Origin of the sequence: uncultured Roseobacter sp. (assembly GCF_947499265.1) — a bacterium.
Taxonomy (GTDB): domain Bacteria; phylum Pseudomonadota; class Alphaproteobacteria; order Rhodobacterales; family Rhodobacteraceae; genus Roseobacter.
On record NZ_CANMNK010000008.1, the window covers coordinates 175579 to 195391 of the forward strand.

General features: G+C 59.5%; 18 protein-coding genes. 9 read left to right on the plus strand and 9 right to left on the minus strand.

The window, feature by feature from the left end:
- Positions 1-3 precede the first annotated feature (3 nt).
- The 3 genes from Q1A63_RS21445 to Q1A63_RS21455 are packed head-to-tail and all read left to right on the plus strand — an operon-like array spanning position 4 to position 3571.
- On the plus strand, positions 4-1077 hold the full coding sequence (locus tag Q1A63_RS21445; protein ID WP_298975514.1) for a hypothetical protein: 1074 nt from the start codon (positions 4-6) through the stop codon (positions 1075-1077).
- The gene (locus tag Q1A63_RS21450) at positions 1074-3140 is read left to right on the plus strand and encodes a glycosyltransferase (RefSeq protein ID WP_298975513.1); all 2067 of its coding nucleotides are present in this window, start codon (positions 1074-1076) and stop codon (positions 3138-3140) included. Before Q1A63_RS21445 ends, Q1A63_RS21450 begins: the two co-directional genes overlap by 4 nt.
- Complete coding sequence (locus Q1A63_RS21455; protein ID WP_298975512.1) at positions 3137-3571, plus strand: hypothetical protein; 435 nt, start codon at positions 3137-3139, stop codon at positions 3569-3571. Before Q1A63_RS21450 ends, Q1A63_RS21455 begins: the two co-directional genes overlap by 4 nt.
- A 199-nt stretch (positions 3572-3770) precedes the next feature.
- Here Q1A63_RS21455 and Q1A63_RS21460 read toward each other — a convergent pair whose 3' ends face one another.
- The gene (locus Q1A63_RS21460) at positions 3771-4316 is read right to left on the minus strand and encodes a DUF882 domain-containing protein (RefSeq protein WP_298975678.1); all 546 of its coding nucleotides are present in this window, start codon (positions 4314-4316) and stop codon (positions 3771-3773) included.
- A 326-nt stretch (positions 4317-4642) separates the two neighbouring features.
- Here Q1A63_RS21460 and Q1A63_RS21465 point away from each other — a divergent pair, with 326 nt between their 5' ends.
- The 4 genes from Q1A63_RS21465 to Q1A63_RS21480 are packed head-to-tail and all read left to right on the plus strand — an operon-like array spanning position 4643 to position 8898.
- The gene (locus Q1A63_RS21465) at positions 4643-6256 is read left to right on the plus strand and encodes a L,D-transpeptidase family protein (RefSeq protein ID WP_299632461.1); all 1614 of its coding nucleotides are present in this window, start codon (positions 4643-4645) and stop codon (positions 6254-6256) included.
- Positions 6257-6290: 34 nt separating this feature from the next.
- A complete protein-coding gene (lpxD, locus tag Q1A63_RS21470; protein ID WP_298975508.1) occupies positions 6291-7391 on the plus strand; it encodes a UDP-3-O-(3-hydroxymyristoyl)glucosamine N-acyltransferase in 1101 nt (366 codons plus the stop codon).
- 33 nt (positions 7392-7424) lie between these two features.
- Positions 7425-7682, plus strand: coding sequence for an acyl carrier protein (locus tag Q1A63_RS21475; RefSeq protein WP_298975506.1), 258 nt, complete (start codon positions 7425-7427; stop codon positions 7680-7682).
- Between the two features lie 7 nt (positions 7683-7689).
- Positions 7690-8898, plus strand: a complete 1209-nt coding sequence (locus Q1A63_RS21480; RefSeq protein ID WP_298975504.1) for a beta-ketoacyl-[acyl-carrier-protein] synthase family protein — start codon at positions 7690-7692, stop codon at positions 8896-8898.
- A gap of 47 nt (positions 8899-8945) precedes the next feature.
- Here the strand turns inward: Q1A63_RS21480 and Q1A63_RS21485 are convergent, their stop codons facing one another.
- Complete coding sequence (locus Q1A63_RS21485) at positions 8946-9569, minus strand: invasion associated locus B family protein (RefSeq protein WP_298975503.1); 624 nt, start codon at positions 9567-9569, stop codon at positions 8946-8948.
- Between the two features lie 426 nt (positions 9570-9995).
- Here Q1A63_RS21485 and Q1A63_RS21490 point away from each other — a divergent pair, with 426 nt between their 5' ends.
- The gene (locus Q1A63_RS21490; RefSeq protein WP_298975502.1) at positions 9996-11543 is read left to right on the plus strand and encodes a helicase HerA-like domain-containing protein; all 1548 of its coding nucleotides are present in this window, start codon (positions 9996-9998) and stop codon (positions 11541-11543) included.
- 89 nt (positions 11544-11632) lie between these two features.
- Here Q1A63_RS21490 and Q1A63_RS21495 read toward each other — a convergent pair whose 3' ends face one another.
- From Q1A63_RS21495 to Q1A63_RS21520, 6 genes are all read right to left on the minus strand, one after another.
- Entirely contained in the window at positions 11633-12937 is a 1305-nt protein-coding gene (locus Q1A63_RS21495; RefSeq protein ID WP_298975501.1) for a branched-chain amino acid ABC transporter permease, read from the minus strand.
- Complete coding sequence (locus Q1A63_RS21500; RefSeq protein WP_299632462.1) at positions 12934-13944, minus strand: branched-chain amino acid ABC transporter permease; 1011 nt, start codon at positions 13942-13944, stop codon at positions 12934-12936. The genes Q1A63_RS21495 and Q1A63_RS21500 overlap by 4 nt, the downstream gene beginning before the upstream one ends.
- Positions 13944-14336, minus strand: coding sequence for a hypothetical protein (locus Q1A63_RS21505; protein ID WP_299632463.1), 393 nt, complete (start codon positions 14334-14336; stop codon positions 13944-13946). Before Q1A63_RS21505 ends, Q1A63_RS21500 begins: the two co-directional genes overlap by 1 nt.
- A 113-nt stretch (positions 14337-14449) precedes the next feature.
- The gene (locus tag Q1A63_RS21510) at positions 14450-15274 is read right to left on the minus strand and encodes an ABC transporter ATP-binding protein (protein WP_299409169.1); all 825 of its coding nucleotides are present in this window, start codon (positions 15272-15274) and stop codon (positions 14450-14452) included.
- Between the two features lie 88 nt (positions 15275-15362).
- Positions 15363-16145, minus strand: coding sequence for an ABC transporter ATP-binding protein (locus Q1A63_RS21515; RefSeq protein WP_299409166.1), 783 nt, complete (start codon positions 16143-16145; stop codon positions 15363-15365).
- 94 nt (positions 16146-16239) lie between these two features.
- Positions 16240-17430, minus strand: coding sequence for an ABC transporter substrate-binding protein (locus tag Q1A63_RS21520; RefSeq protein WP_298975494.1), 1191 nt, complete (start codon positions 17428-17430; stop codon positions 16240-16242).
- Between the two features lie 192 nt (positions 17431-17622).
- Here Q1A63_RS21520 and Q1A63_RS21525 point away from each other — a divergent pair, with 192 nt between their 5' ends.
- The gene (locus Q1A63_RS21525) at positions 17623-18696 is read left to right on the plus strand and encodes a PQQ-dependent sugar dehydrogenase (RefSeq protein ID WP_298975676.1); all 1074 of its coding nucleotides are present in this window, start codon (positions 17623-17625) and stop codon (positions 18694-18696) included.
- Here the strand turns inward: Q1A63_RS21525 and Q1A63_RS21530 are convergent.
- A complete protein-coding gene (locus tag Q1A63_RS21530; protein WP_298975492.1) occupies positions 18693-19697 on the minus strand; it encodes a GlxA family transcriptional regulator in 1005 nt (334 codons plus the stop codon). The two genes, Q1A63_RS21525 and Q1A63_RS21530, sit on opposite strands and share 4 nt — an antisense overlap.
- Positions 19698-19813 lie beyond the last annotated feature (116 nt).

The following is a 19813-nucleotide window of genomic DNA, read 5'->3' on the forward strand; positions in this document are numbered from 1 at the left end:
GCCATGAACTCCGTTCAAAGCGCAGCGCCCGACCTCAGGATCGCCTATGTTCTTGATCCTCGATTTCCGGGCGGCACGTCCTCGGCAGTTGCCGCCGAGTTGGAGGTCGTCTCCACCATGGCGCAGGTGCAGGTTTTTGGTTTGGAGACAGATATGTTTTCAGGTCAGAGGGTCGCGCCCCAGTTGAGCAATACCCTGTTGCGCTTGAACATCCCCTTCCACTGGGCAAGCGGGGACATCGCAGCGGATATCGTGATTTTTCACAACCCATCCTGCCTGAAATTTCAAGACAGTCTCGGCGTCACCATCCTGGCGCGCAATCTGGTGGTGGTGACCCACGAAAATTTTCTGCGGCCCGGCGGTGCAGAAGCTTTCGATGTGGCGAAATGCCTTGATCAAATTGCTGCCGCATCCGTCACGCTGGACCGGCGGATTGCGCCAATTTCCGCGTGGAACAGATCGACCGTGACGGGTTGGGACGCGGCAAACAGGTTGGGGGCAGGGTGGTCGCTACTGGACACGGACTGGTTCAATATCTGCGCCTTTGACATGATCCCGCCGACATCCAGCCCGCGTGATCGCAGGGGCCGTCATTCGCGCCCCGGCCTGGAAAAATTTCCGCAGCGTGACGTGCTGGAGATGTGTTTTCCACAAACCGCTGCGATCAACACCATCCTTGGGGCCGACAGCCTGATGCAAGCAGATGATCTGCCATCGCATTGGAGCGTCCACCCTTTCGGCGGGCTGACCCTGCAGCAGTATTTTGATGAAATCGACTTTCTGGTCTACTACACCGCGCCCACATGGCGCGAAAGCTTCGGCCGTGTCATTGCCGAAGCCGTGGCCGCCGGCAAAATCGCAATCACCGATCCAGAAACCGCCCGCACATTCGAGGGTGCGGCCATCAGCGCCGCCCCCGAAGAAATTGATCAGATCATAGCAAACTATATTGCTGCACCGGATCGTTATCGGGCCGATGTGCTGTCGGGTCAGCAAAAACTGGCGCGCTTCTCCGCAGCGGCATTCAAATCGAGAATGGGCAATTTTCTGACCGGCTGTGCAGGAGTAACACCATGATCTTGCTGTGTTGCGGCCAGATTTCCGCAAAACACTTTGACGCGCTTTTGCTCCTGGGACTGCAGTTAGACAAATCTGGGCATCCGGTTGCGATAGACGACCGGTTTTTACCGGAGAATGTCACCAAACAAAACAAATACGAAATGGCCCCGTTCCTGGCGGATTTCGCTGATATTGCGCCAAAATCGGTGGTTCTGATCGGGGCCGAAACCATCTCAACCGAGGTGCAGACGATATTGGGTACCATGCATCTGGGGGAGGACATTCCGATCTGGGTGCTGGGGCAGTTTTCACAGCATCAGGATGCGATCAGCGCGCGGAATAAAATTGCCTATGCCACCGGTCGGGAGCCAAAGCTGCTCGATCTGTCCAGCCCGCAGCGGCCATCGCTGATGGAGGGTGCGATTGCACCTCAGTTCACCGAAATTGGCGACAGCCCTTCGCAGGCGGAGGGCAAAGCGGTGCGCGTGCTTGTCTACATCCCCTGCGAAGATATCAAGGAACAGGATACCACGCTGAGCGACCTTTGCGTGGTCAACTACAGCCCGAACATACATCTGCAGATTTTGACGAATTCCAAGGGCAAGGATCTGATCCGAAGATCGCGGCATGGGAGCTTGTCGGTTTTCAGCTACGCCGAACTGCCGCCTACGGAATTGCTGCACTACTTCGATGTGCTGGTGTTCTTGGGGACCAATGTTCCGGGCGAGCGCATGGCAGCACTTGCGCTTGATGCGATGGGGGCTGGCAAAGTGGTGATCGATTGCACCACCTCTTCGGGGTTCAGCGCGGTAGGCGCGCCCGTTCTGAAAGGTCCCGAACATGTCGCGGCCTTGCCCGGCTACCTGCAGGAAACCGTATCGCAGAACCGGATGGAAATTGGCCGCCGCACACAGCAAAGCGCCTGGCTGCACCCCTTTGATATCACCGGGCTGGAGCGTGAATTGCAGCTGGAACGCCCCGCCGCTTTGGAACCTGCGTCAGACCCGCACACGGTGTTTTTCCCCACCAACGGGAATGGCATGGGGCACGCGCAGCGATGTGCGTTGATCGGTGAGGCGATGCAAACCGAGCATGCCCGCCGGTTTGTGGCTTTTCCCAGTTGCGTCGAAATGCTGCGCAACCGCGGATTTTCCTGCGTGCCGATGGTCCCGCGCAGCGCCGATCACAGCGTGGAATATGCCGCAGATCTCGTCAATTATCTGCGGCTGCGCAGCACGCTTCGGCCGGGCGACCAGCTTGTATTTGACGGCGGGTATGTGTTCGATTCCGTCTACCGGCTGATTTCGCGTTTGCAAAACCCTGCAGTCTGGATTCGGCGTGGACTGTGGCGCCCGGGTCAGATCAATCCCATCGCGCTCGAACGGGAGCGCGCCTTTTCAAAAGTGATCGTGCCAACGGAAGCATTCGCGGAACTGAACACCGACTATTCCTCCGGCGATCACATTCACAAGGTCGGGCCCATCGTACAGCAGAAAGAAATCGCGCCGGAACAGTCGCAAAATCTGCGGGAGCGTCTGAGTGCGCAGTTTGAGCGCAAGATCGACACGCTGGTTGTGACGATGCTTGGCGGTGGGGTGGCGTCAGAGCGCACCGCGCAAACGCAATTCCTGTGCAGCCTGTTGGAACGGCGGGTCAATTGCCTGCATCTGGTGGTCGCCTGGCCCAATGCGGTGGTGCCAAGCGGGCTTTACGGCTGGCACAACAGCCGTGTCATCCACACCGAGCGCACGCTTGATCTTTGTCAGGCGGCGGATCTCACCATATCGGCGACCGGCTACAATTCATTTCATGAGCTTATCTACGCGCAGGTCCCGGCAATCCTGATCCCGCAGTCAGCGCCCTATCTGGACGATCAGGAACGGCGCGCGCGGGCCGCTTTTGAACGCGGATTGGCGGGTTTTGTGCAGGAGGTCGAATTGATGAGCCTTGAGCGCGAAGTCACCGCTTTTCTGGACAATGGAAAGTCTGACGTGGTGCGACAGGCCCTGCGCGCTGTAACCCTGCCGGAGCCGGGTAATCACGCGGCGGCGAAACTCATAGAACAGGGGTCTGTGCGATGACACCGGAGCAGGACTATCATACGACCCTTGCGCATCTTTCGCGCCATGAACCTCTGGCGCTCGACAGGCTGGTATTCGATGCCGCGACCCCCGCACCGGACGCTGAGGTGCATCTTGCTCGCTTCCCGCCATCTGCGGCGATCTGGGACACGCCGGCAGACCGGCAGTCGCGCATTGGGATTAGGATCACAGCACCGGTCGAGAATGCGGATTTTCTGGCCGGGCGGCTGGCATCCATCGCGGTGGAGCGGCAAATCTTCCCGGTCTTTCTGAGTTATATCGTAACATGTGGCATGCAGCGATTTGGTTTCCGGGTCGAGCAGCTGTCAGGGGTACCCAAAGAGGCGCAAGATCACTTCGAAGCGCAGCTCACACGCTTTTGGCGCCTGGCGATGATCGTTGATGCATCCGAGATCGACAGGTTGGGGTAACGCGCACGGACTGCGCTGAAGATACCCAACTTCCGCTGCGTCTCGCGAAACCACCCCTTACCCGGTCGACACGTCATAAACGCTCATTTTAACATAAATCGCACCTAAGTTCCGACCTCTGGACGGCAAACAGTGGCGCACAAAAAAGGCGGCACGTTTTGGCCGCCGTCTTTGCAAGATATCGCGTATCGGGTCCGGATTAGCGGCCCCAGGTGCGTACCACTCCGCAGTCCATATGGACGAAATTGGAGCGTGAGTATTTACCAACTCCACCGCCTTTGCAGGCCTGTGCCGCACGCGCGACCTGAGCCACGGATCGGCTCGACAACCGCAGGTCCGCTGCCTGACCTTTGACATGCAGCGAATTCTTGGCAACCGCCCGGCTGCGTGATCGCAACATCGCATTGGTCTGCGGGCTGCGATATCCCGAAAGCAGCATGTAGGGTTCGCTGGCATCCAGAAGATTATGCGCCGCCGACATGATATCGATTGTGCGCAGGTCCATGGACTTCACACCATCCGTACGCCAATCGCGCATGAAGTGATTGATTTCCTTGACAGCTTCGGGCACATATTTGCCCTCGATCCAATAGATCATGTCGATCCGTTCACCGGTGCGACCGGAGTACATTCGGATCCGTCTGATATCACCCCCGCCACGCAGAAACCCTGCCGCGGATGCAAATGTTGGTGCTGCCGTTACTGCCGTTGCCGCAAACGCTGTCAATAGCGCCCGGCGTGACATACTCAGTGAGCCGTCGTTCGTCATTAGGTTTTCGCCCCGTATTCTGCCTTTACCCGTGATGTTACACGAGGGTGTCATCTCTTCCCCAGATGCAACATTGGTATGTCATAGCGCCGATTGTTAACCAAGTCCTGAAAGCCAGAGCGGTTCTTTTTGACCAATTTTAGGCAAAATATCGCCAATCTTGAGAAACGTCGGAACAAATCGCTTTTGCGATGCATGGTTGCATCATTTTCACGTTTCCTTGACCGAAAACCTAAATGTTATTGGACAGCTGCGCTTGCGATGGTCAAACACATACCGATATTTTATTGAGTGAGGTCCTCATGCCATCTTTGGTCTTGTCCAATCGCCGTTTTCTGAATTTCTTGGCAGTCACGTTGATTGCCTTATCAAGTTTGATTTTTGCGGCACCGGCCAAAGCGCAGGGAACAGCATTCAAACAGGCGGTGGCAGAGGCGGCCGCCCGCGATAAGGACATCGCCGCCTTTTACCAAGCAAATGGCTATGAGGGCATCTGGACCGGCAAAGGCCGTGATCGCAGTCGCCGCGCGGCACTCATTCAGGCGCTCAGCGCGGCGGACAATCATGGTCTGCCTGCGGCGCGCTATGACGTGAAGGGCCTGCAGGCGAAAATGAAGGCCGCCCGTACACCGCGCGATCTTGGCCTTGTGGAGGTCGAGATCAGCCGCGTCTTCCTGCAGTTTGCCCGTGATATGCAAACCGGCGTTCTGATCCCGGCGCGCGTCAACAAAGCCATCGTGCGCAAGGTGCCGTATCGCGACCGTCAATCCTATCTGGTGAATTTCGTCAAGTCGTCGCCCAAGGGCTTTTTCCGGGCACTGGCCCCGAAAACCACCGAATACACCGGGCTGATGAAGGAAAAACTGCGGCTTGAGAGGTTGCTGGCGCAGGGTGGATGGGGGCCAACCGTGCCCTCGAAGACCCTGAAACCCGGTGCCACGGGTGCGGCTGTGGTGGCACTGCGCGACCGCCTGGTGCGCATGGGCTATATGAAACGCAATGCCGGTCAGTCCTATGACGCCAAAATGACCGCCGCCGTGCAGCGGTTCCAGGGCACGCACGGCCTGGCGCAAGACGGCGTGGCCGGGCCAGGCACGATGCAGGAAATCAACACCTCGGTTCAGACCCGCCTGCAATCGGTCATCGTGGCCATGGAGCGCGAGCGCTGGCTCAACCAGGAACGCGGTCGTCGTCATGTCGAGGTCAACCTGACCGACTTCTCCGCCAAGATCATCGACAATGGCAAGGTGACCTTTGAAACCCGTTCCGTGATCGGACACCGCGAGCGGGATCGTCAGTCGCCCGAATTCTCGGACGTCATGGAATTCATGGTGATCAACCCAAGCTGGTATGTACCGCGGTCCATTGTGACCAAGGAATATCTGCCGGAATTGCAAAAGAACCCCAACGCGGTGAACCATATCGAGATCACCGACCGTCAGGGCCGCCGGGTCGACCGCACCGCAGTGGACTTTACACAATTCACCGCGCGCACCTTCCCCTTTGCAATGCGCCAGCCGCCCAGCCGCGGCAATGCCCTGGGCTTGGTGAAGTTCATGTTCCCGAACCCGTACAACATCTACCTGCACGACACACCGGCGAAGAACCTCTTCTCGCGCGAAACCCGCGCCTACAGCCATGGGTGCATCCGTCTGGCAGACCCCTTCGACTTTGCCTATGCGTTGCTGGCCAAGCAGACCAATGATCCCAAAGGTCTGTTCCAGGCGAAGCTTGCCACCGGCAAGGAGCAACAGGTCGATCTGAAGCAACCGGTGCCGGTGCACATCATCTACCGGACCGCCTTCATCGATGGCAAAGGCCGCGCCGAATTCCGCCGCGACATCTATGGTCGTGATTCGCAAATCTGGAATGCCCTGTCCAAAGCAGGGGTGGCATTGCGGGCTGTTCAGGGTTAAATCAATCCCCTGAGCAGCTTGGGGGCCCATCGCCATGACCGAAACGACGTATAGCGTCGAGGAGATTGCCACAGCGCTTGAGGCCGACGCTTATGGCGATACCGCATTGCGGATCGGGCGCGCCTCGGAACCCAAGAGTGCAAAAGCCGATGATCTGGCGATTGCCACCAGCAAGACCTATGCGGAGGCGATCAGTGACGGACAGGCACAGGCAGCGCTGCTGTGGCAGGGCGCCGATTGGCAGGCGCTTGGCCTGAAGGCTGCGATCATTCCCAGACGCCCCCGGTATGCCATGTCCAGCCTGACGCAATTGCTGGATCCGGGGCAGGGGTATGCCGCTGAGATCCACCCCAGCGCCGTGATCGACCCATCGGCAGAGCTTGGGGAAGGCGTGCATGTCGGCCCGCTTGCCGTGGTGTCTGCGGGCGCCCGGATCGGCGCGGGCAGCGTGATCGGGCCACAGTGTTTTATCGGTTGGAATGCAAAGCTTGGCGAAAAGGCATACCTGCGCGAGGCGGTCTCGATCGGCGCGCGGGTGACCATCGGTGACAGATTTATTGCGCAACCCGGTGCCCGCATTGGCGGCGACGGGTTTTCCTATGCGACACCGGATACCTCGGGCGTCGAGGCGGCGCGCGCCACGCTGGGCGATCAGCAGGATACCAGCGCTCAGTCCTGGGAACGCATCCACTCGCTGGGGGCTGTGACCATCGGCGATGATGTGGAAGTTGGCGCCAATGCGACCATCGACTATGGCACGATCCGCGACACGCGGGTCGGCGACCGTACGAAGATCGATAACCTTGTGCACATCGGGCACAACTGTGTCGTCGGCAACGACTGCCTGCTCTGCGGACAGGTCGGCATCGCCGGGTCCGTGCGGGTGGGCAACAACGTGGTGCTGGGCGGTCAGGTGGGCGTCAGCGACAATATCTTCATCGGGGACGGGGTCATTGCCGGGGGCGCCAGCAAGATCTTTTCCAATGTGCCTGCCGGGCGCACCATTTTGGGCTCTCCCGCCACCAAAATGGAAACCCAGATGGAAAGCTACAAGGCGATCAGGCGCCTGCCACGGGTGATGCGCGACATCGCTGCCTTGCAGAAAGCGGTTTTCAAACCGGACGCGAAGGACTAAATCCACCTCAGGCGACGAAAGAGGACAGGACGCGTGAGCATCAAGGACAAAGTCATAGCCATCATCGCGGATCAAGCTGTGCTTGAGCCCTCCGATGTCACTCTGCAAAGCACGCTTGAGGACCTCGGCATCGACAGCCTGGGGCTGGTGGAGAGCATTTTCGCGATCGAGGAAGAATTTGATATCTCGGTGCCGTTTAACGCCAATGACCCCAAAGCGTCGGATTTCGACATCTCCACCGTGGCGTCGATTGTCGCCGGGATCGAACGGTTGAAAGCCGAACAGAGTTGATGCAGCCATGAAACGCGTCGTGATCACCGGTGCCGGCACCATCAACGCGCTTGGGCATGACGTGGCCACCACCATGGCGGCAATGCGGGCGGGCACCTGCGGCATTGGGGCGCTCGATCTGCGGGATGTCGACCGGCTGTCGATCCAGATCGGGGGACAGGTGCGCGGGTTTGAGGCCGAAGGGCGCTACAACCGTCAGCAGATGTCACTCTATGATCGCTTTACGCAATTCACGCTTGCTTCCGCCAAGGAGGCCATCGACCAGTCCGGGCTGGTGTTCAGTGGCGAGCTGGCCGCCAAATCAGGTGTTGTTCTGGGCACGGCGGGCGGCGGCGTCAGCACCTGGGATGACAATTACCGCTCCGTCTACGAGGACGGCAAAAACCGCGTGCACCCCTTTGTGGTGCCCAAGCTGATGAACAACGCGGCTGCCAGTCATGTCAGCATGGAGTATAACCTCAAGGGCCCGTCTTTCACCGTGTCGACCGCCTGCGCCTCATCCAATCACGCGATGGCGCAGGCCTTTACCATGGTCCGCTCGGGGCTTGCGCCAGCGATGGTCACGGGCGGGTCTGAATCCATGCTCTGCTTTGGTGGCGTCAAGGCCTGGGAGGGGTTGCGCGTTATGTCACGCGATGCCTGCCGCCCGTTTTCCGCCAACCGAAACGGCATGGTGCAGGGCGAGGGGGCAGGCGTCTTTGTCTTCGAGGAATATGAACATGCCCGCGCCCGAGGGGCCGACATCCTTTGCGAAGTGGCCGGGTTTGCCATGTCCTCAGACGCCAGCGATATCGTGATGCCCTCGAAGAACGGTGCAGCGCGCGCAATGTCCGGCGCGTTGCAGGATGCACGGATCAATCGCGAAGATGTGGGCTACATCAACGCGCATGGCACCGGCACCGCAGCCAATGACAAGACCGAATGCGCAGCCGTTGCGGATGTCTTCGGGCCACATGCTGACAAGCTGATGATCAGTTCAACGAAATCGATGCACGGGCACCTGATTGGCGGCACCGGGGCGGTGGAGCTGCTGGCCTGCATCATGGCGCTGCGCGACGGTGTGATCGCGCCAACCATCGGCTATGAGGAGCCGGACCCGGAATGTGCTCTGGACGTGGTGCCCAACGAGGCGCGCGAAGCATCGGTCAAGGTTGCGATCTCGAACGCCTTTGCTTTTGGCGGGATGAACGCCGTCCTAGCCCTGCGCGCGGCATGAAGAAGGCCGCCCCGAAACCGGCGCGGCCCTGATTTCGATCTTACGGCTTACTGGTCGATCACAGAGACCACATCGTAGCTGGCGGTGAACCCGCTCAGCGAGAGGGAGACATTGACCCGCTGATCCTGCGCCACAATCGGCACGATGGAGATCACCGCCTCACCGCCCCGTTTGAAGCTGTTGATGTCTTCATCCGTCAGACCGATCCGGGCATAGCATCCAACGCGATTGCAAAAGGCGAAGGGGTAACGTTTCGCCGGTTTGTCATCGATCTTGATGGTCAGCTGACCCGCCAGTGAGGTTTCCAGCGGCACCACCACGGTGGCCCCTGCCTGTGCCTGTCCGCCCTCAGGCAGCTTGAACAGGGTGAACTCGGAAATCGGTGTGCCCTCTTCGTTGGAGAGAAGCTGATACATCTGGCAAGGGTCCTCACCGTTTTCGGTCTTGATGCACCGCATGTCCCAATCGCCGAACTCTTCCTTGATATAGGTTTCCCCAACCTGCGGGCCTTCCGGGGCGGTCTCCCCAAGGCTCAGCTCATTGGGCGTCGACGGGGCCTCTTCAGGCGTTTCCTCTGTCGTATCCGATTGCGCGATGGCCATTGTCGAGGCAAATGCAATCGGCAATGCAAGGGCCAGACTACGGGCCAAAATCGATGTATATTTGGGCATGTTCGCTCCGCTTTCACTGCTTTTCTGCGGTGTAGCACGCGTATCGGGCAGTGTCAGGTCCGATGGCTGGAAATCGCCACCCGGGCCATCATTTTTTTGTGGGCAGACCTAAATAAGAAAAGGGATGCGCGAGGCATCCCTTCCCAAATTGGTCTTCTCCCCGTCGGACTGGCCGACTTATTGCGCAGAGGCTACGAAACGTCACCCATGGCGTCAACCAGAAAGTCGGCGGAATTCTTAAATGTTACCATAACCTATCCGCAGTTGAAAAAAGGGCCGTACCGAAAATCGGCACGGCCAGTCTGACAGGGAGGATGTCCGAGCCGGGAAGGACATAATCACCGACCCGAACAAATTCACTATGGCTCTCAAAGGTTAAAATCGTATGGTCAATCCAAGAAAATATGACTTGGGGGATTTTCGGGCATGACAGCGGATATTTTGATCGGCGGCGGTGGGCCGGACTACGGCGTGCAACAACATCTCAGCCTTGGCTATGCCAACCGGCACGGGTTGATTGCGGGCGCGACCGGCACCGGCAAAACCGTCACCTTGCAAATTTTGGCAGAAGGTTTTTCCAAGGCCGGCGTGCCGGTTTTTCTCTCAGATGTGAAAGGCGATCTGTCAGGCCTCGCCAAATCCGGGTCCGAGGCGCACAAGCTGCACACGCCCTTCATGGAGCGGGCGGGCAAGATCGGGTTTTCCGATTTCACCTATGAAGCTTTCCCCGTGACCTTCTGGGATCTATTTGGCGATCAGGGTCACCCGGTGCGCACCACCGTGTCCGAGATGGGCCCGCTGTTGTTGGCACGGCTGCTGGAACTGACCGAGGCGCAGGAAGGCATTCTCAACATCGCCTTCCGTCTGGCCGATGAAGAAGGCCTGCCGCTGCTCGATCTCAAAGACCTGCAATCGCTGCTGGTCTGGATTGGTGAAAACGCCAAGGAGCTGTCCCTGCGCTACGGCAATGTCTCCAGCGCCTCGATCGGTGCGATCCAGCGGCGCTTGCTGGTGCTGGAAAACCAGGGCGGCACCGGCCTTTTCGGGGAACCGGCGCTGGCGCTCTCCGATCTCATGCGACTGGATGCAAAGGGGCGTGGGGAGATCAATATCCTCGCCGCGGACAAATTGATGGGCGCGCCCGGTCTTTACGCCACCTTCCTGCTCTGGCTCCTGTCTGAGCTGTTCGAGGAACTGCCCGAGGTAGGCGATCCGGACAAACCCAAGCTGGTGTTTTTCTTTGACGAGGCGCATCTGCTCTTTGACGACGCGCCAAAGGCGCTGGTGGATAAGGTCGAGCAGGTCGCGCGCCTCATCCGCTCGAAGGGGGTGGGGGTTTATTTCATCACCCAGAACCCTGCTGACGTACCGGAAGATATTCTGGGTCAGTTGGGCAACCGGATCCAGCATGCGCTGCGCGCCTTCACGGCCAAAGACCGCAAAGAGCTGCGCATGGCTGCAGAAACCTACCGCGAAAACCCCGCGTTCAAGACCGAGGAGGCGATCCGCGAGGTGGGTGTCGGCGAGGCGGTCACCTCCATGCTGCAACGCAAGGGCGTGCCGGGGATTGTGGAGCGCACATTGATCCGCCCACCATCCTCCCAACTCGGCCCCATTACCAATGCAGAACGCGCAGCACTCATGGCAGCCTCTGACATGGCCGGCAAATATGACACCGCCATAGATCGCAGCTCCGCCTTTGAAATCCTGAAATCACGCGCAGACGCGGCAGCAGCCGAAGCAGCAAAAGCGGAAGAGGCAGCAGAAGAAGGCTCGCCGCAACTGCGTGAATTCAATGCGGCGCGGCGCTATTCCGGTGGGCGGGTGGCGCGCTCCACCTCGCGGCGCAGCACTACCCGACAAAGCCAGAGCATCGGCGGCGCGGTGGCAAGTGTGGTGATCAAAGAATTGAAGGGCACCACCGGGCGGCGCATCGTGCGCGGCATCCTCGGCGGTCTCTTCAAAGGTCGCTGAGGCTGACCCTTCTCTTGGCCTTAAATATCCAAATGCCCCACCGCCAGGTGGGGCTATCATAGCGTCGCCCAGCGTCAGCAGGGCGTCCTTTACTTTTCCGGGATCAACCCCCGCGGGCTGAACCTTAAGACCAGCAGCAACAGCACCCCGATGGTCAGCAAGCGCATATGCGCCGCGGATTCGATCAGATGCGCCTTGACCGCGCTGCCATCCGGCATGCTGGCCGTAATCCATTCCATGACGGCCAGTCCGATGGATTCGCCCTGATCCCACATCAGATAGATCACCATCCCCCCCAGCACAGCGCCGAGGTTGTTGCCGGAGCCGCCGACAATCACCATGACCCAAATCAGGAAGGTAAAGCGCAAAGGCTGGTAGGTGCCGGGCGTCAACTGCCCGTCCAGCGTGGTCAGCATCGCCCCGGCGATGCCGCAGATGGCAGAGCCCAGAATGAACACCTGCAAATGCCGAGCGGTCACATCCTTGCCCATGGCTTCGGCGGCGACCTCATTGTCACGGATCGCGCGCATCATGCGACCCCAGGGGCTGTTCAGCGCCATTTGCGCCAGCCACAACAGCAGCACCAGGACAAAGGCGAAAAGCCCGCAATAAAGCAGTTTCACATAGATCGTTGAGGCGATGACCGCATCGACCCCAATGCCTGCTGCCCGGTCGACAAAGGCTGCGTTGTTTTGCAAATCGATCTCGTAGGGCACCGGGCGAGGCACGCCCACGACGTTCTTTACGCCGCGCGACAGCCAGTCTTCATTCTTGAGGATCGCAATGATGATCTCGGCAATCCCCAGCGTGGCAATAGCCAGGTAGTCCGAGCGCAGCCCCAGCGCTGTTTTACCGATGAGCCACGCAGCCCCGGCGGCCAGCAGCCCCCCCACGGGCCAGGCGATGATCACCGGCAGGCCGAGCCCGCCCAGATACCCGGTGAGCGCCGGATCAATGGCCTCCACCGCTTCGACCGAGGGATCAAAGAGGCCGCGATATATCATGAAACCGGCAATCAGAATGCCCAGCACCACCAGCGTGCGCAGCCAGCCTTTGGCCATACGACCGGCCACAAGGATCGCCCCCCCGATGGTCAGCGCCCCCAGAAAAAGGCTCGCCACGATACCATAGCCCCCCGCGGTCCATGCCCCGGGGGTCACCGGCATGCCGACCAACACCGCCGCCAGACCGCCCAAAGCGACAAACCCCATGATCCCGACGTTGAAGAGCCCCGCAAACCCCCATTGCAGGTTCACCCCCAACGCCATGATCGCAGAAATCAGCCCCATATTGAGCACGAAGAGCGCGGCATTCCAGCCCTGGAACTGCGCAATCACCGGGATCATCGCAAAAACCACCGCAAAGAGGATCGTGTTTTTCAAAGCTGAACTCATACCGCTTTCCCCTGGAACAGGCCCGTGGGTTTCACCAGCAGGACAATCAGCAGGATCACGAAGCTTACCGCTAGTTTGTAATCCGTGGACAAAAGCTGCACCAACGTGTCCGGCGCCATGCTTTCAGGCAGGACGTAAGTCGCGACTTTCTTCCAGGCATAGGTCACCGTGACCTCGGAAAAGGCGATGACAAAGCCCCCCGCAATCGCCCCCAGCGGGTTGCCCAGACCACCGACAATAGCACTGGCAAAGATCGGCAGCAGCAGCTGGAAATAGGTGAAGGGTTTGAAGCTCTTGTCGAGCCCGTAGAGCACACCCGCAATAGTCGCCAGCCCCGCCACGATCAGCCAGGTGATCATCACCACACGCTCCGGGTTGATGCCCGACAGCAGGGCCAGATCCTCATTGTCCGAATAGGCGCGCATCGATTTACCGGTACGCGTGCGGTTGAGAAACCAAAAGAGCAGGGCGACCACGATCACCGCCGTCAGAATGGTGATGCCTTGCGTGGTCTTGAACGCCAGCCCCTCGCGCAGGCCGGTCATCTCCCTAAAGGTCCGGGCCGAGATGATGAAGCGTTCGCCATCCAGAAACCGCTGATCATCCGGCCCGATGATGAACCGCACCAGCCCATTGAGCACGAAGGTCACGCCAAGGCTGACAATGACAAAAATCACCGGCTTGGCCTTCTGCGCGCGGTAAAACCGATAGACGATGCGGTCGGTGGTCAGCACCAGCGCCATGCATCCGAGAATGCCAAAGGGCAGGGCGAGCAGGGCGGTGGGCAGCGGCCCAAGGCTCACGCCCCAGCTTTGAAACAGCCAGGTGACCAACACGGTCACCATCGCCCCAAAGGCCATCGTGTCCCCATGGGCAAAGTTCGAGAACCGTAAGATTCCGTAGATGAGCGTGACCCCCAGCGCCCCAAGTGCGAGCTGCGAACCATAGGCTACAGCGGGGATGATCACGAAGTTCGACAGGGCGATGAAAGCGTTGAGGAAGTCCATTAGCCCTGCACCTCGCAGGTCCCAATGTAACTCTCAACGATGTGTTCGGTTGTGCCATGCAAGGTTAGTCGCGCGTTTCCTGTGGCACGATCCAAGGAAAGAATCCCAAGCCTGTCGCCGTAGCTTGGTAGAATTACAGTAGACTGGCCGTACAGAAACGTCCGCGTGGCTTCACTGGAGTCAATTGGGCCAAACCAATACCCATTGGACAATGTGGCTGGCTCATCGACACTTTCGTTTTCGATCACATCGGCGGTCATCAAGATACCTTGGGCATCTACACTTTGACACGTGTCTTCGTTGCAATACTCGGAGAAGGAGCAGGCTTCAGAATATACTTTTCCAACTTCTTCCAGACGATTGCGGGCGTCTTGCAACTGTGTTTCAGACATCTCCGCGAATGGGGCCGCCGCGCTCGGGTTCGAAAAAGCGACCAGTAAGATCAATGTACAAAGAGAATTGACGGCTCCAGCTCGCCGTTTTGCTAAACTCAAGAGACCCATCCTCACCCCCCCAAAAACGATTTGCGCACATCCGGGTCTGCCAGCAATTCCTTGCCCGTCCCCGTATACGCATTCCGCCCTTGCACCAGCACATAACCCTTGTCGGCGATCTCCAGCGCCTGCCGTGCGTTCTGTTCCACCATCAGGATCGGGATACCCGTGCGCGCCACCTCGATGATCCGGTCAAAGAGCTCATCCATCACAATCGGTGACACCCCCGCCGTCGGCTCATCCAGCATCAATACCTTGGGCTGGGTCATCAGCGCCCGACCAACAGCCACCTGCTGACGCTGTCCACCTGACAATTCGCCCGCCGCCTGGTGGCGCTTTTCCTTGAGGATCGGAAACAGATCATAGATCTGCGCCATGGTGCCCGAGATGTCATCGGTGCGGATAAACGCGCCCATCTCCAGGTTTTCCTCAACGGTCATGGAGGTGAAGATGTTCGAGGTCTGCGGCACGAACCCCATCCCCTTGGCCACCCGGTCCTGCGGGCTGAGCGCGGTGATGTCCTCGCCGTCCAGCTTCACATGGCCCTCTCGCAGGTTCAGCATGCCAAAGACCGCCTTCATCCCGGTGGACTTGCCCGCGCCATTGGGGCCGACAATCACGGCAATCTCGCCCCGGTCCACCGCAATGGTGCAATCGTGCAGAATATCGGGGCCCGCCCCGTAGCCGCCGGTCATTTTCTCACCGATCAGAAACGGCCCACCCGCGGAGGCATAAGCCTTGCCGCCAGGTTTCACCGGCGTCGCGGTGCCCATGCCCTTGGGGTTGCCCAGTGACAGGTCCTTGTTGCCACGATCCGAATAGGGATCCGCACTCATCCGAACCACTCCCGTTTCTTCTGGCCGAAAATATCCCCGCCGGAGGCATAAAATCCGCCGCGCAGCGGCCAGCACGTCGGGCGAATGCTCATGCGCCCACCTTGTCTTTGTTCTTCAGGCCGGTGCCCAGGTAGGCCTCGATCACCTGTTCGTTAGCCTTGATCTCATCCAGCGTGCCCTGTGCCAGCACCTTGCCCTCCGCCATGCAGATCACCGGGTCGCACAGGCGCCCGATGAAATCCATGTCGTGCTCGATCACCACGAAGGTATAACCACGTTCCTGGTTGAGCCGGATGATCGCGTCACCAATGGTGTTGAGCAGGGTGCGGTTCACGCCCGCGCCAACTTCATCCAGAAAGACGATCTTGGCATCCACCATCATCGTGCGGCCAAGCTCCAGGAGCTTTTTCTGCCCGCCGGAGATCTGCCCCGCCTTGTGGTCCGCCAAATGCTCGACGGTCAGGAATTCCAGCACCTCATCGGCCTTGGCCCTGAGCGCGCGTTCTTCATCCGCAATCCGTTTGCGACCAAACCACGTGTTCCATAAGGTTTCCCCCGATTGCGCGCCGGGCACCATCATCAGGTTCTCGCGGCAGGTCATGGAGGAAAACTCATGGGCAATCTGGAAGGTGCGCAGCAACCCTTTGTGAAAAAGCGTGTGCGGTGGCAGCCCGGTAATGTCTTCTCCAGCCATCGTAACAGTGCCGGAGGTCGGTTGAAGAACGCCCGCGATCACATTGAAAAGGGTGGTTTTTCCGGCGCCGTTTGGGCCGATCAAGCCGGTGATGGAACCTTGCTCAATCTCCAGCGTAGCACCGTCGACGGCGTGAAAGCCACCAAAGTGTTTGTGAATGTCGTCAACGACGATCATATGTTTTCCCCGTCAGCACTCTATCGCGGTGCCTTTTATGTAGGAACAGCCCGAGGCGCGGGGCTCCGGGCTGTTCAATGTCTCTCAGCGCAGGTTATTTGAACCCGATGGTCGTGTTCTTGCCGTCCTGCACTTCGATCATGCGGTAGGTCCCTGCGGATTCGCCGGGGCCGATCAACTCAACCGCGGAGGCGCCAACATAGTCCACATCGCCACCCTCGCGGATGATGTCGAGCGCTTTGCCCAACTCACCCGGGTAGATTTTCTCGCCCGGTGCGTTGGCCACGTCGAGGATGTGCTTGCCATAATCGGCCGGGTCCGTGCTGTCGGCGGCTTGCATCGCCAGCATGAAGAGCGCCGCGGCATCATAGCTTTCGGGCGTATAGGGCGAGGTTGCATCAAACGCATCACCCGCCATGGCGGTAAGCTTTTCGATGCCTTCACCGCCGGAACCGGCAATCTGGCCGTAAGAGCCGTTCAGCGCGTCACCAACATTGGCGGGCAGGCTGTCGCCGATCATGCCACCGGGCAGACCAAAGGTTTCAAAGGCGCCGGTATCCAGCGCTGCGTTGATGATGCCCAGACCACCCTGATCCAGATAGCCCGCAACGACCAGCAGATCGCCACCGGCGGAGGCCAGCGCGCCCATCTCGGCGGAATAGTCGGCTTTGCCGTCTTCATGCGCGGCCACGATGGTCACTTCACCGCCAACGGCTTTGAAGTTGCTCTCGATCGCGTCGGCAAGACCCTTGCCGTAGTCGTTGTTGGTGTAGGTCAGAGCAATGGATTTCACGCCGCGTTCCTGCAGGATTTCCGCCATCACCTGACCTTCACGCGCATCCGAAGGGGCGGTGCGGAAGAACAGGTCATTGTCCTCGACCGTGGACAGGCCGGGGGAGGTCGCGGAAGGTGAGATCATCACCATGCCGTTCGGGATCGCGACGTTCTGCAGGATCGCGCCGGTGACACCGGAACAGTCGCCGCCGATGATGCCGTTGGCGCCATCGGCGATCAGTTTCTCACCGTTGGACGTGCTGAGACCATTATCGATACAGCCGGTGTCCGCACGCATTGGTGTGACCTTCGCCGCGTCCAGCAGCTTGCCGCTTTCGGTGACTTCGGTCATCGCCAGTTCCGCACCTGCCGCCATCGGGCCGGTCAGCGATTCAATGGGGCCGGTGAAGCCGATCAGAATGCCGAGTTTGACTTCTTTCGCGTGGCCACCTGCCAGTGCAGATGTCGCCACAAGCGCTGCGGCCGTCGAGGCCAAAAGCAGTTTTTTCATTGTTTTCTCCCATATTGGAACGTGTCGTTCGCTGCGCAGATTAGGCGTGGTTTGCTCAAAAGAAAAGCGCTTTTCCACCCCCTCACATTGTGCGGAGCGGACCTTGAGATCAGGGTCTGCAACCCTAAGTTTTGGCAAGACAATGTGCATGAGGAGATATCGCCAATGACCCTTTGGAAATGCTTTTCCCTGATGGTCTTCCTGGGTCTTGGCAGCGCGGCGCTGGCACAGGATCAATCCCGTGCTGAAATCAGCCCTGTCATCACCGGGCTTGATACCCCCTGGGGGTTGGCGCTGTTGCCCGATGGCGGGGCGCTGGTTACCGAAATCGACGGCAGGGTCATCCATTGGGATGGCAGCAGCACCCGCGAGGTCGCAGGCGCGCCGCGCGTTGTGGACCGGGGGCAGGGCGGTCTGCTCGACATTACGCTGGCCCGTGACTTTGCCCAAACGCGCGATGTATTTCTGACCTATTCCAAGCCAATGGAGGGCGGCGCCGGCACCGCATTGGCGGTGGCGCAGCTGTCGCAGGATGGCAGCCGGTTGGAAAACCTGCGTGATATTTTCCAAATGTCGACAGGCACCTCGGCAGGCCAGCATTTCGGCAGCCGTGTGGTTGAGGCACCGGATGGCACGCTCTTTGTCACCATCGGGGATCGCGGGGACCGGCCCTCGGCGCAGGATCGCAGCCGCCACAATGGCTCCATCGTGCGCGTCAATCGTGACGGCTCCGTGCCGAGTGACAATCCTTTTGTCGGGCAATCGGACGTACGCCCGGAAATCTGGTCTTACGGGCATCGCAATCCGCAGGGGGCGGCGCTGGACGCACAGGGCACGCTGTGGACGGCGGAGCACGGTGCCCGCGGCGGCGATGAGGTGAACAGGATCAAGAAGGGCGCCAATTACGGCTGGCCGGTGATCTCTTACGGACGGCATTACTCCGGCCTCAAGATCGGCGAGGGCACGTCGAAGCCGGGCATGGAACAGCCCGCGCATTATTGGGATCCCTCGATCGCCCCCTCCGGGTTGATCGTCTATCAGGGCGATATGTTTCCCGAATGGCAGGGCGATATGTTCGTCGGCTCGCTGAAGTTTGACTACATCTCCCGACTGGCGCTTCGGGGGGAGACGGCGCGCGAAGTGCAGCAGATCGAGGCGGATGCCACCGAGCGTGTGCGCGATCTGGTAGAGGCCCCAGACGGCAGCATCTGGTTTATCTCCGCAGGAAACGGCGCGGTGTACCGCATTGCCCGGCCAGACGCCTAGACCGACAGGCGTGTCGCATGGCTGCCACGCTCGCGGTAGGGCGTGGTATCATAGTGCGAGCGGTAGCATTTGGAGAAATGGCTGGGGGATGCAAATCCACAGGCCAGTGCGACGTTGATCACGCTCATATCGGTCTGCATCAGCAGGTTGCGTGCTTTTTGCAGGCGCAGTTCCATATAGTACCGCTTTGGTGAGCGGTTGAGATACCGGCGGAAGAGGCGTTCCAGCTGCCGCGTGCTCATGCCCACATTCTTGGCCAGAATAGACGGGCTGATCGGTTCCTCGATGTTGCCTTCCATCATCTGGATGACCTTGCTGAGCTTGGGATGCCGCACGCCGATGCGCGTCGGCACGGAGAGCCGCTGGGTGTCCTGATCGGTGCGGATCGAGGCATAGATCAACTGATCGGCCACCATATTGGCAAGCTCTTCGCCCTGGTGATCGGCAATCAGCTTCAGCATCAGGTCAATCGAGGATGTCCCCCCCGCCGTGGTCATTCGATTGCCGTCCACGACAAAGACGGATTTCGTGAGGTCCACCTCCTGGAATTCCTCCGAGAAACTGTCCTGGTTTTCCCAATGGATCGTGGCGCGCTTGCCTTCCAGCAGCCCCGCCTTGGCCAGCGTATAGGCTGCGGTACACAACCCACCGATCAACAGCCCCTTGCGTGCCTCGCGGCGCAACCAGCCCAGCACCCGTTTGGTCGTTGCCGCCTGCACATCGATGCCGCCACAGATCATCACCGTGTCGTCGCGGTTCAGGTCATCGAGATCGCCATCCAGCTTGAACCCGCTGCCCGCAGAGCAATAGATGATATCGCCGCCTTCGCCGACAATATGCCACTCATAGAGCTTCTTGTTGGCCATGCGGTTGGCAATGCGCAGACTCTCTACGGCGGCGGCAAAGCAGAGCAGGGTAAAGTCATCCAGCAAGACAAATACGAAACGTTTTGGCTTGTCTTCGGGCGGATCATTCCGCGTGGCGGGACGTTGCTGGGACATTGCCGTCTCTTGGTTTTCTTGTGTCAGACTCGAATCTGGATATATCCAGTCGCATCGCTCACTTGGTCATGGCCCGAATGCCACGTCAAGGGGACGAATTTGTGATATGGTCACTC

Excerpts from the sequence above, each read along its gene's own strand:
- Q1A63_RS21460 (WP_298975678.1), bottom strand. The coding sequence starts at position 4,316 with ATGTCACGCCGGGCGCTATTGACAGCGTTTGCGGCAACGGCAGTAACG.
- Q1A63_RS21525 (WP_298975676.1), top strand. The coding sequence starts at position 17,623 with ATGGTCTTCCTGGGTCTTGGCAGCGCGGCGCTGGCACAGGATCAATCC.
- Q1A63_RS21485 (WP_298975503.1), bottom strand. The coding sequence starts at position 9,569 with ATGCCCAAATATACATCGATTTTGGCCCGTAGTCTGGCCCTTGCATTG.
- Q1A63_RS21490 (WP_298975502.1), top strand. The coding sequence starts at position 9,996 with ATGACAGCGGATATTTTGATCGGCGGCGGTGGGCCGGACTACGGCGTG.
- Q1A63_RS21520 (WP_298975494.1), bottom strand. The coding sequence starts at position 17,430 with ATGAAAAAACTGCTTTTGGCCTCGACGGCCGCAGCGCTTGTGGCGACA.
- Q1A63_RS21505 (WP_299632463.1), bottom strand. The coding sequence starts at position 14,336 with ATGTCTGAAACACAGTTGCAAGACGCCCGCAATCGTCTGGAAGAAGTT.
- Q1A63_RS21450 (WP_298975513.1), top strand. The coding sequence starts at position 1,074 with ATGATCTTGCTGTGTTGCGGCCAGATTTCCGCAAAACACTTTGACGCG.
- lpxD (WP_298975508.1), top strand. The coding sequence starts at position 6,291 with ATGACCGAAACGACGTATAGCGTCGAGGAGATTGCCACAGCGCTTGAG.
- Q1A63_RS21465 (WP_299632461.1), top strand. The coding sequence starts at position 4,643 with ATGCCATCTTTGGTCTTGTCCAATCGCCGTTTTCTGAATTTCTTGGCA.
- Q1A63_RS21530 (WP_298975492.1), bottom strand. The coding sequence starts at position 19,697 with ATGTCCCAGCAACGTCCCGCCACGCGGAATGATCCGCCCGAAGACAAG.
- Q1A63_RS21510 (WP_299409169.1), bottom strand. The coding sequence starts at position 15,274 with ATGAGTGCGGATCCCTATTCGGATCGTGGCAACAAGGACCTGTCACTG.
- Q1A63_RS21480 (WP_298975504.1), top strand. The coding sequence starts at position 7,690 with ATGAAACGCGTCGTGATCACCGGTGCCGGCACCATCAACGCGCTTGGG.
- Q1A63_RS21500 (WP_299632462.1), bottom strand. The coding sequence starts at position 13,944 with ATGGACTTCCTCAACGCTTTCATCGCCCTGTCGAACTTCGTGATCATC.
- Q1A63_RS21515 (WP_299409166.1), bottom strand. The coding sequence starts at position 16,145 with ATGATCGTCGTTGACGACATTCACAAACACTTTGGTGGCTTTCACGCC.
- Q1A63_RS21495 (WP_298975501.1), bottom strand. The coding sequence starts at position 12,937 with ATGAGTTCAGCTTTGAAAAACACGATCCTCTTTGCGGTGGTTTTTGCG.
- Q1A63_RS21455 (WP_298975512.1), top strand. The coding sequence starts at position 3,137 with ATGACACCGGAGCAGGACTATCATACGACCCTTGCGCATCTTTCGCGC.
- Q1A63_RS21445 (WP_298975514.1), top strand. The coding sequence starts at position 4 with ATGAACTCCGTTCAAAGCGCAGCGCCCGACCTCAGGATCGCCTATGTT.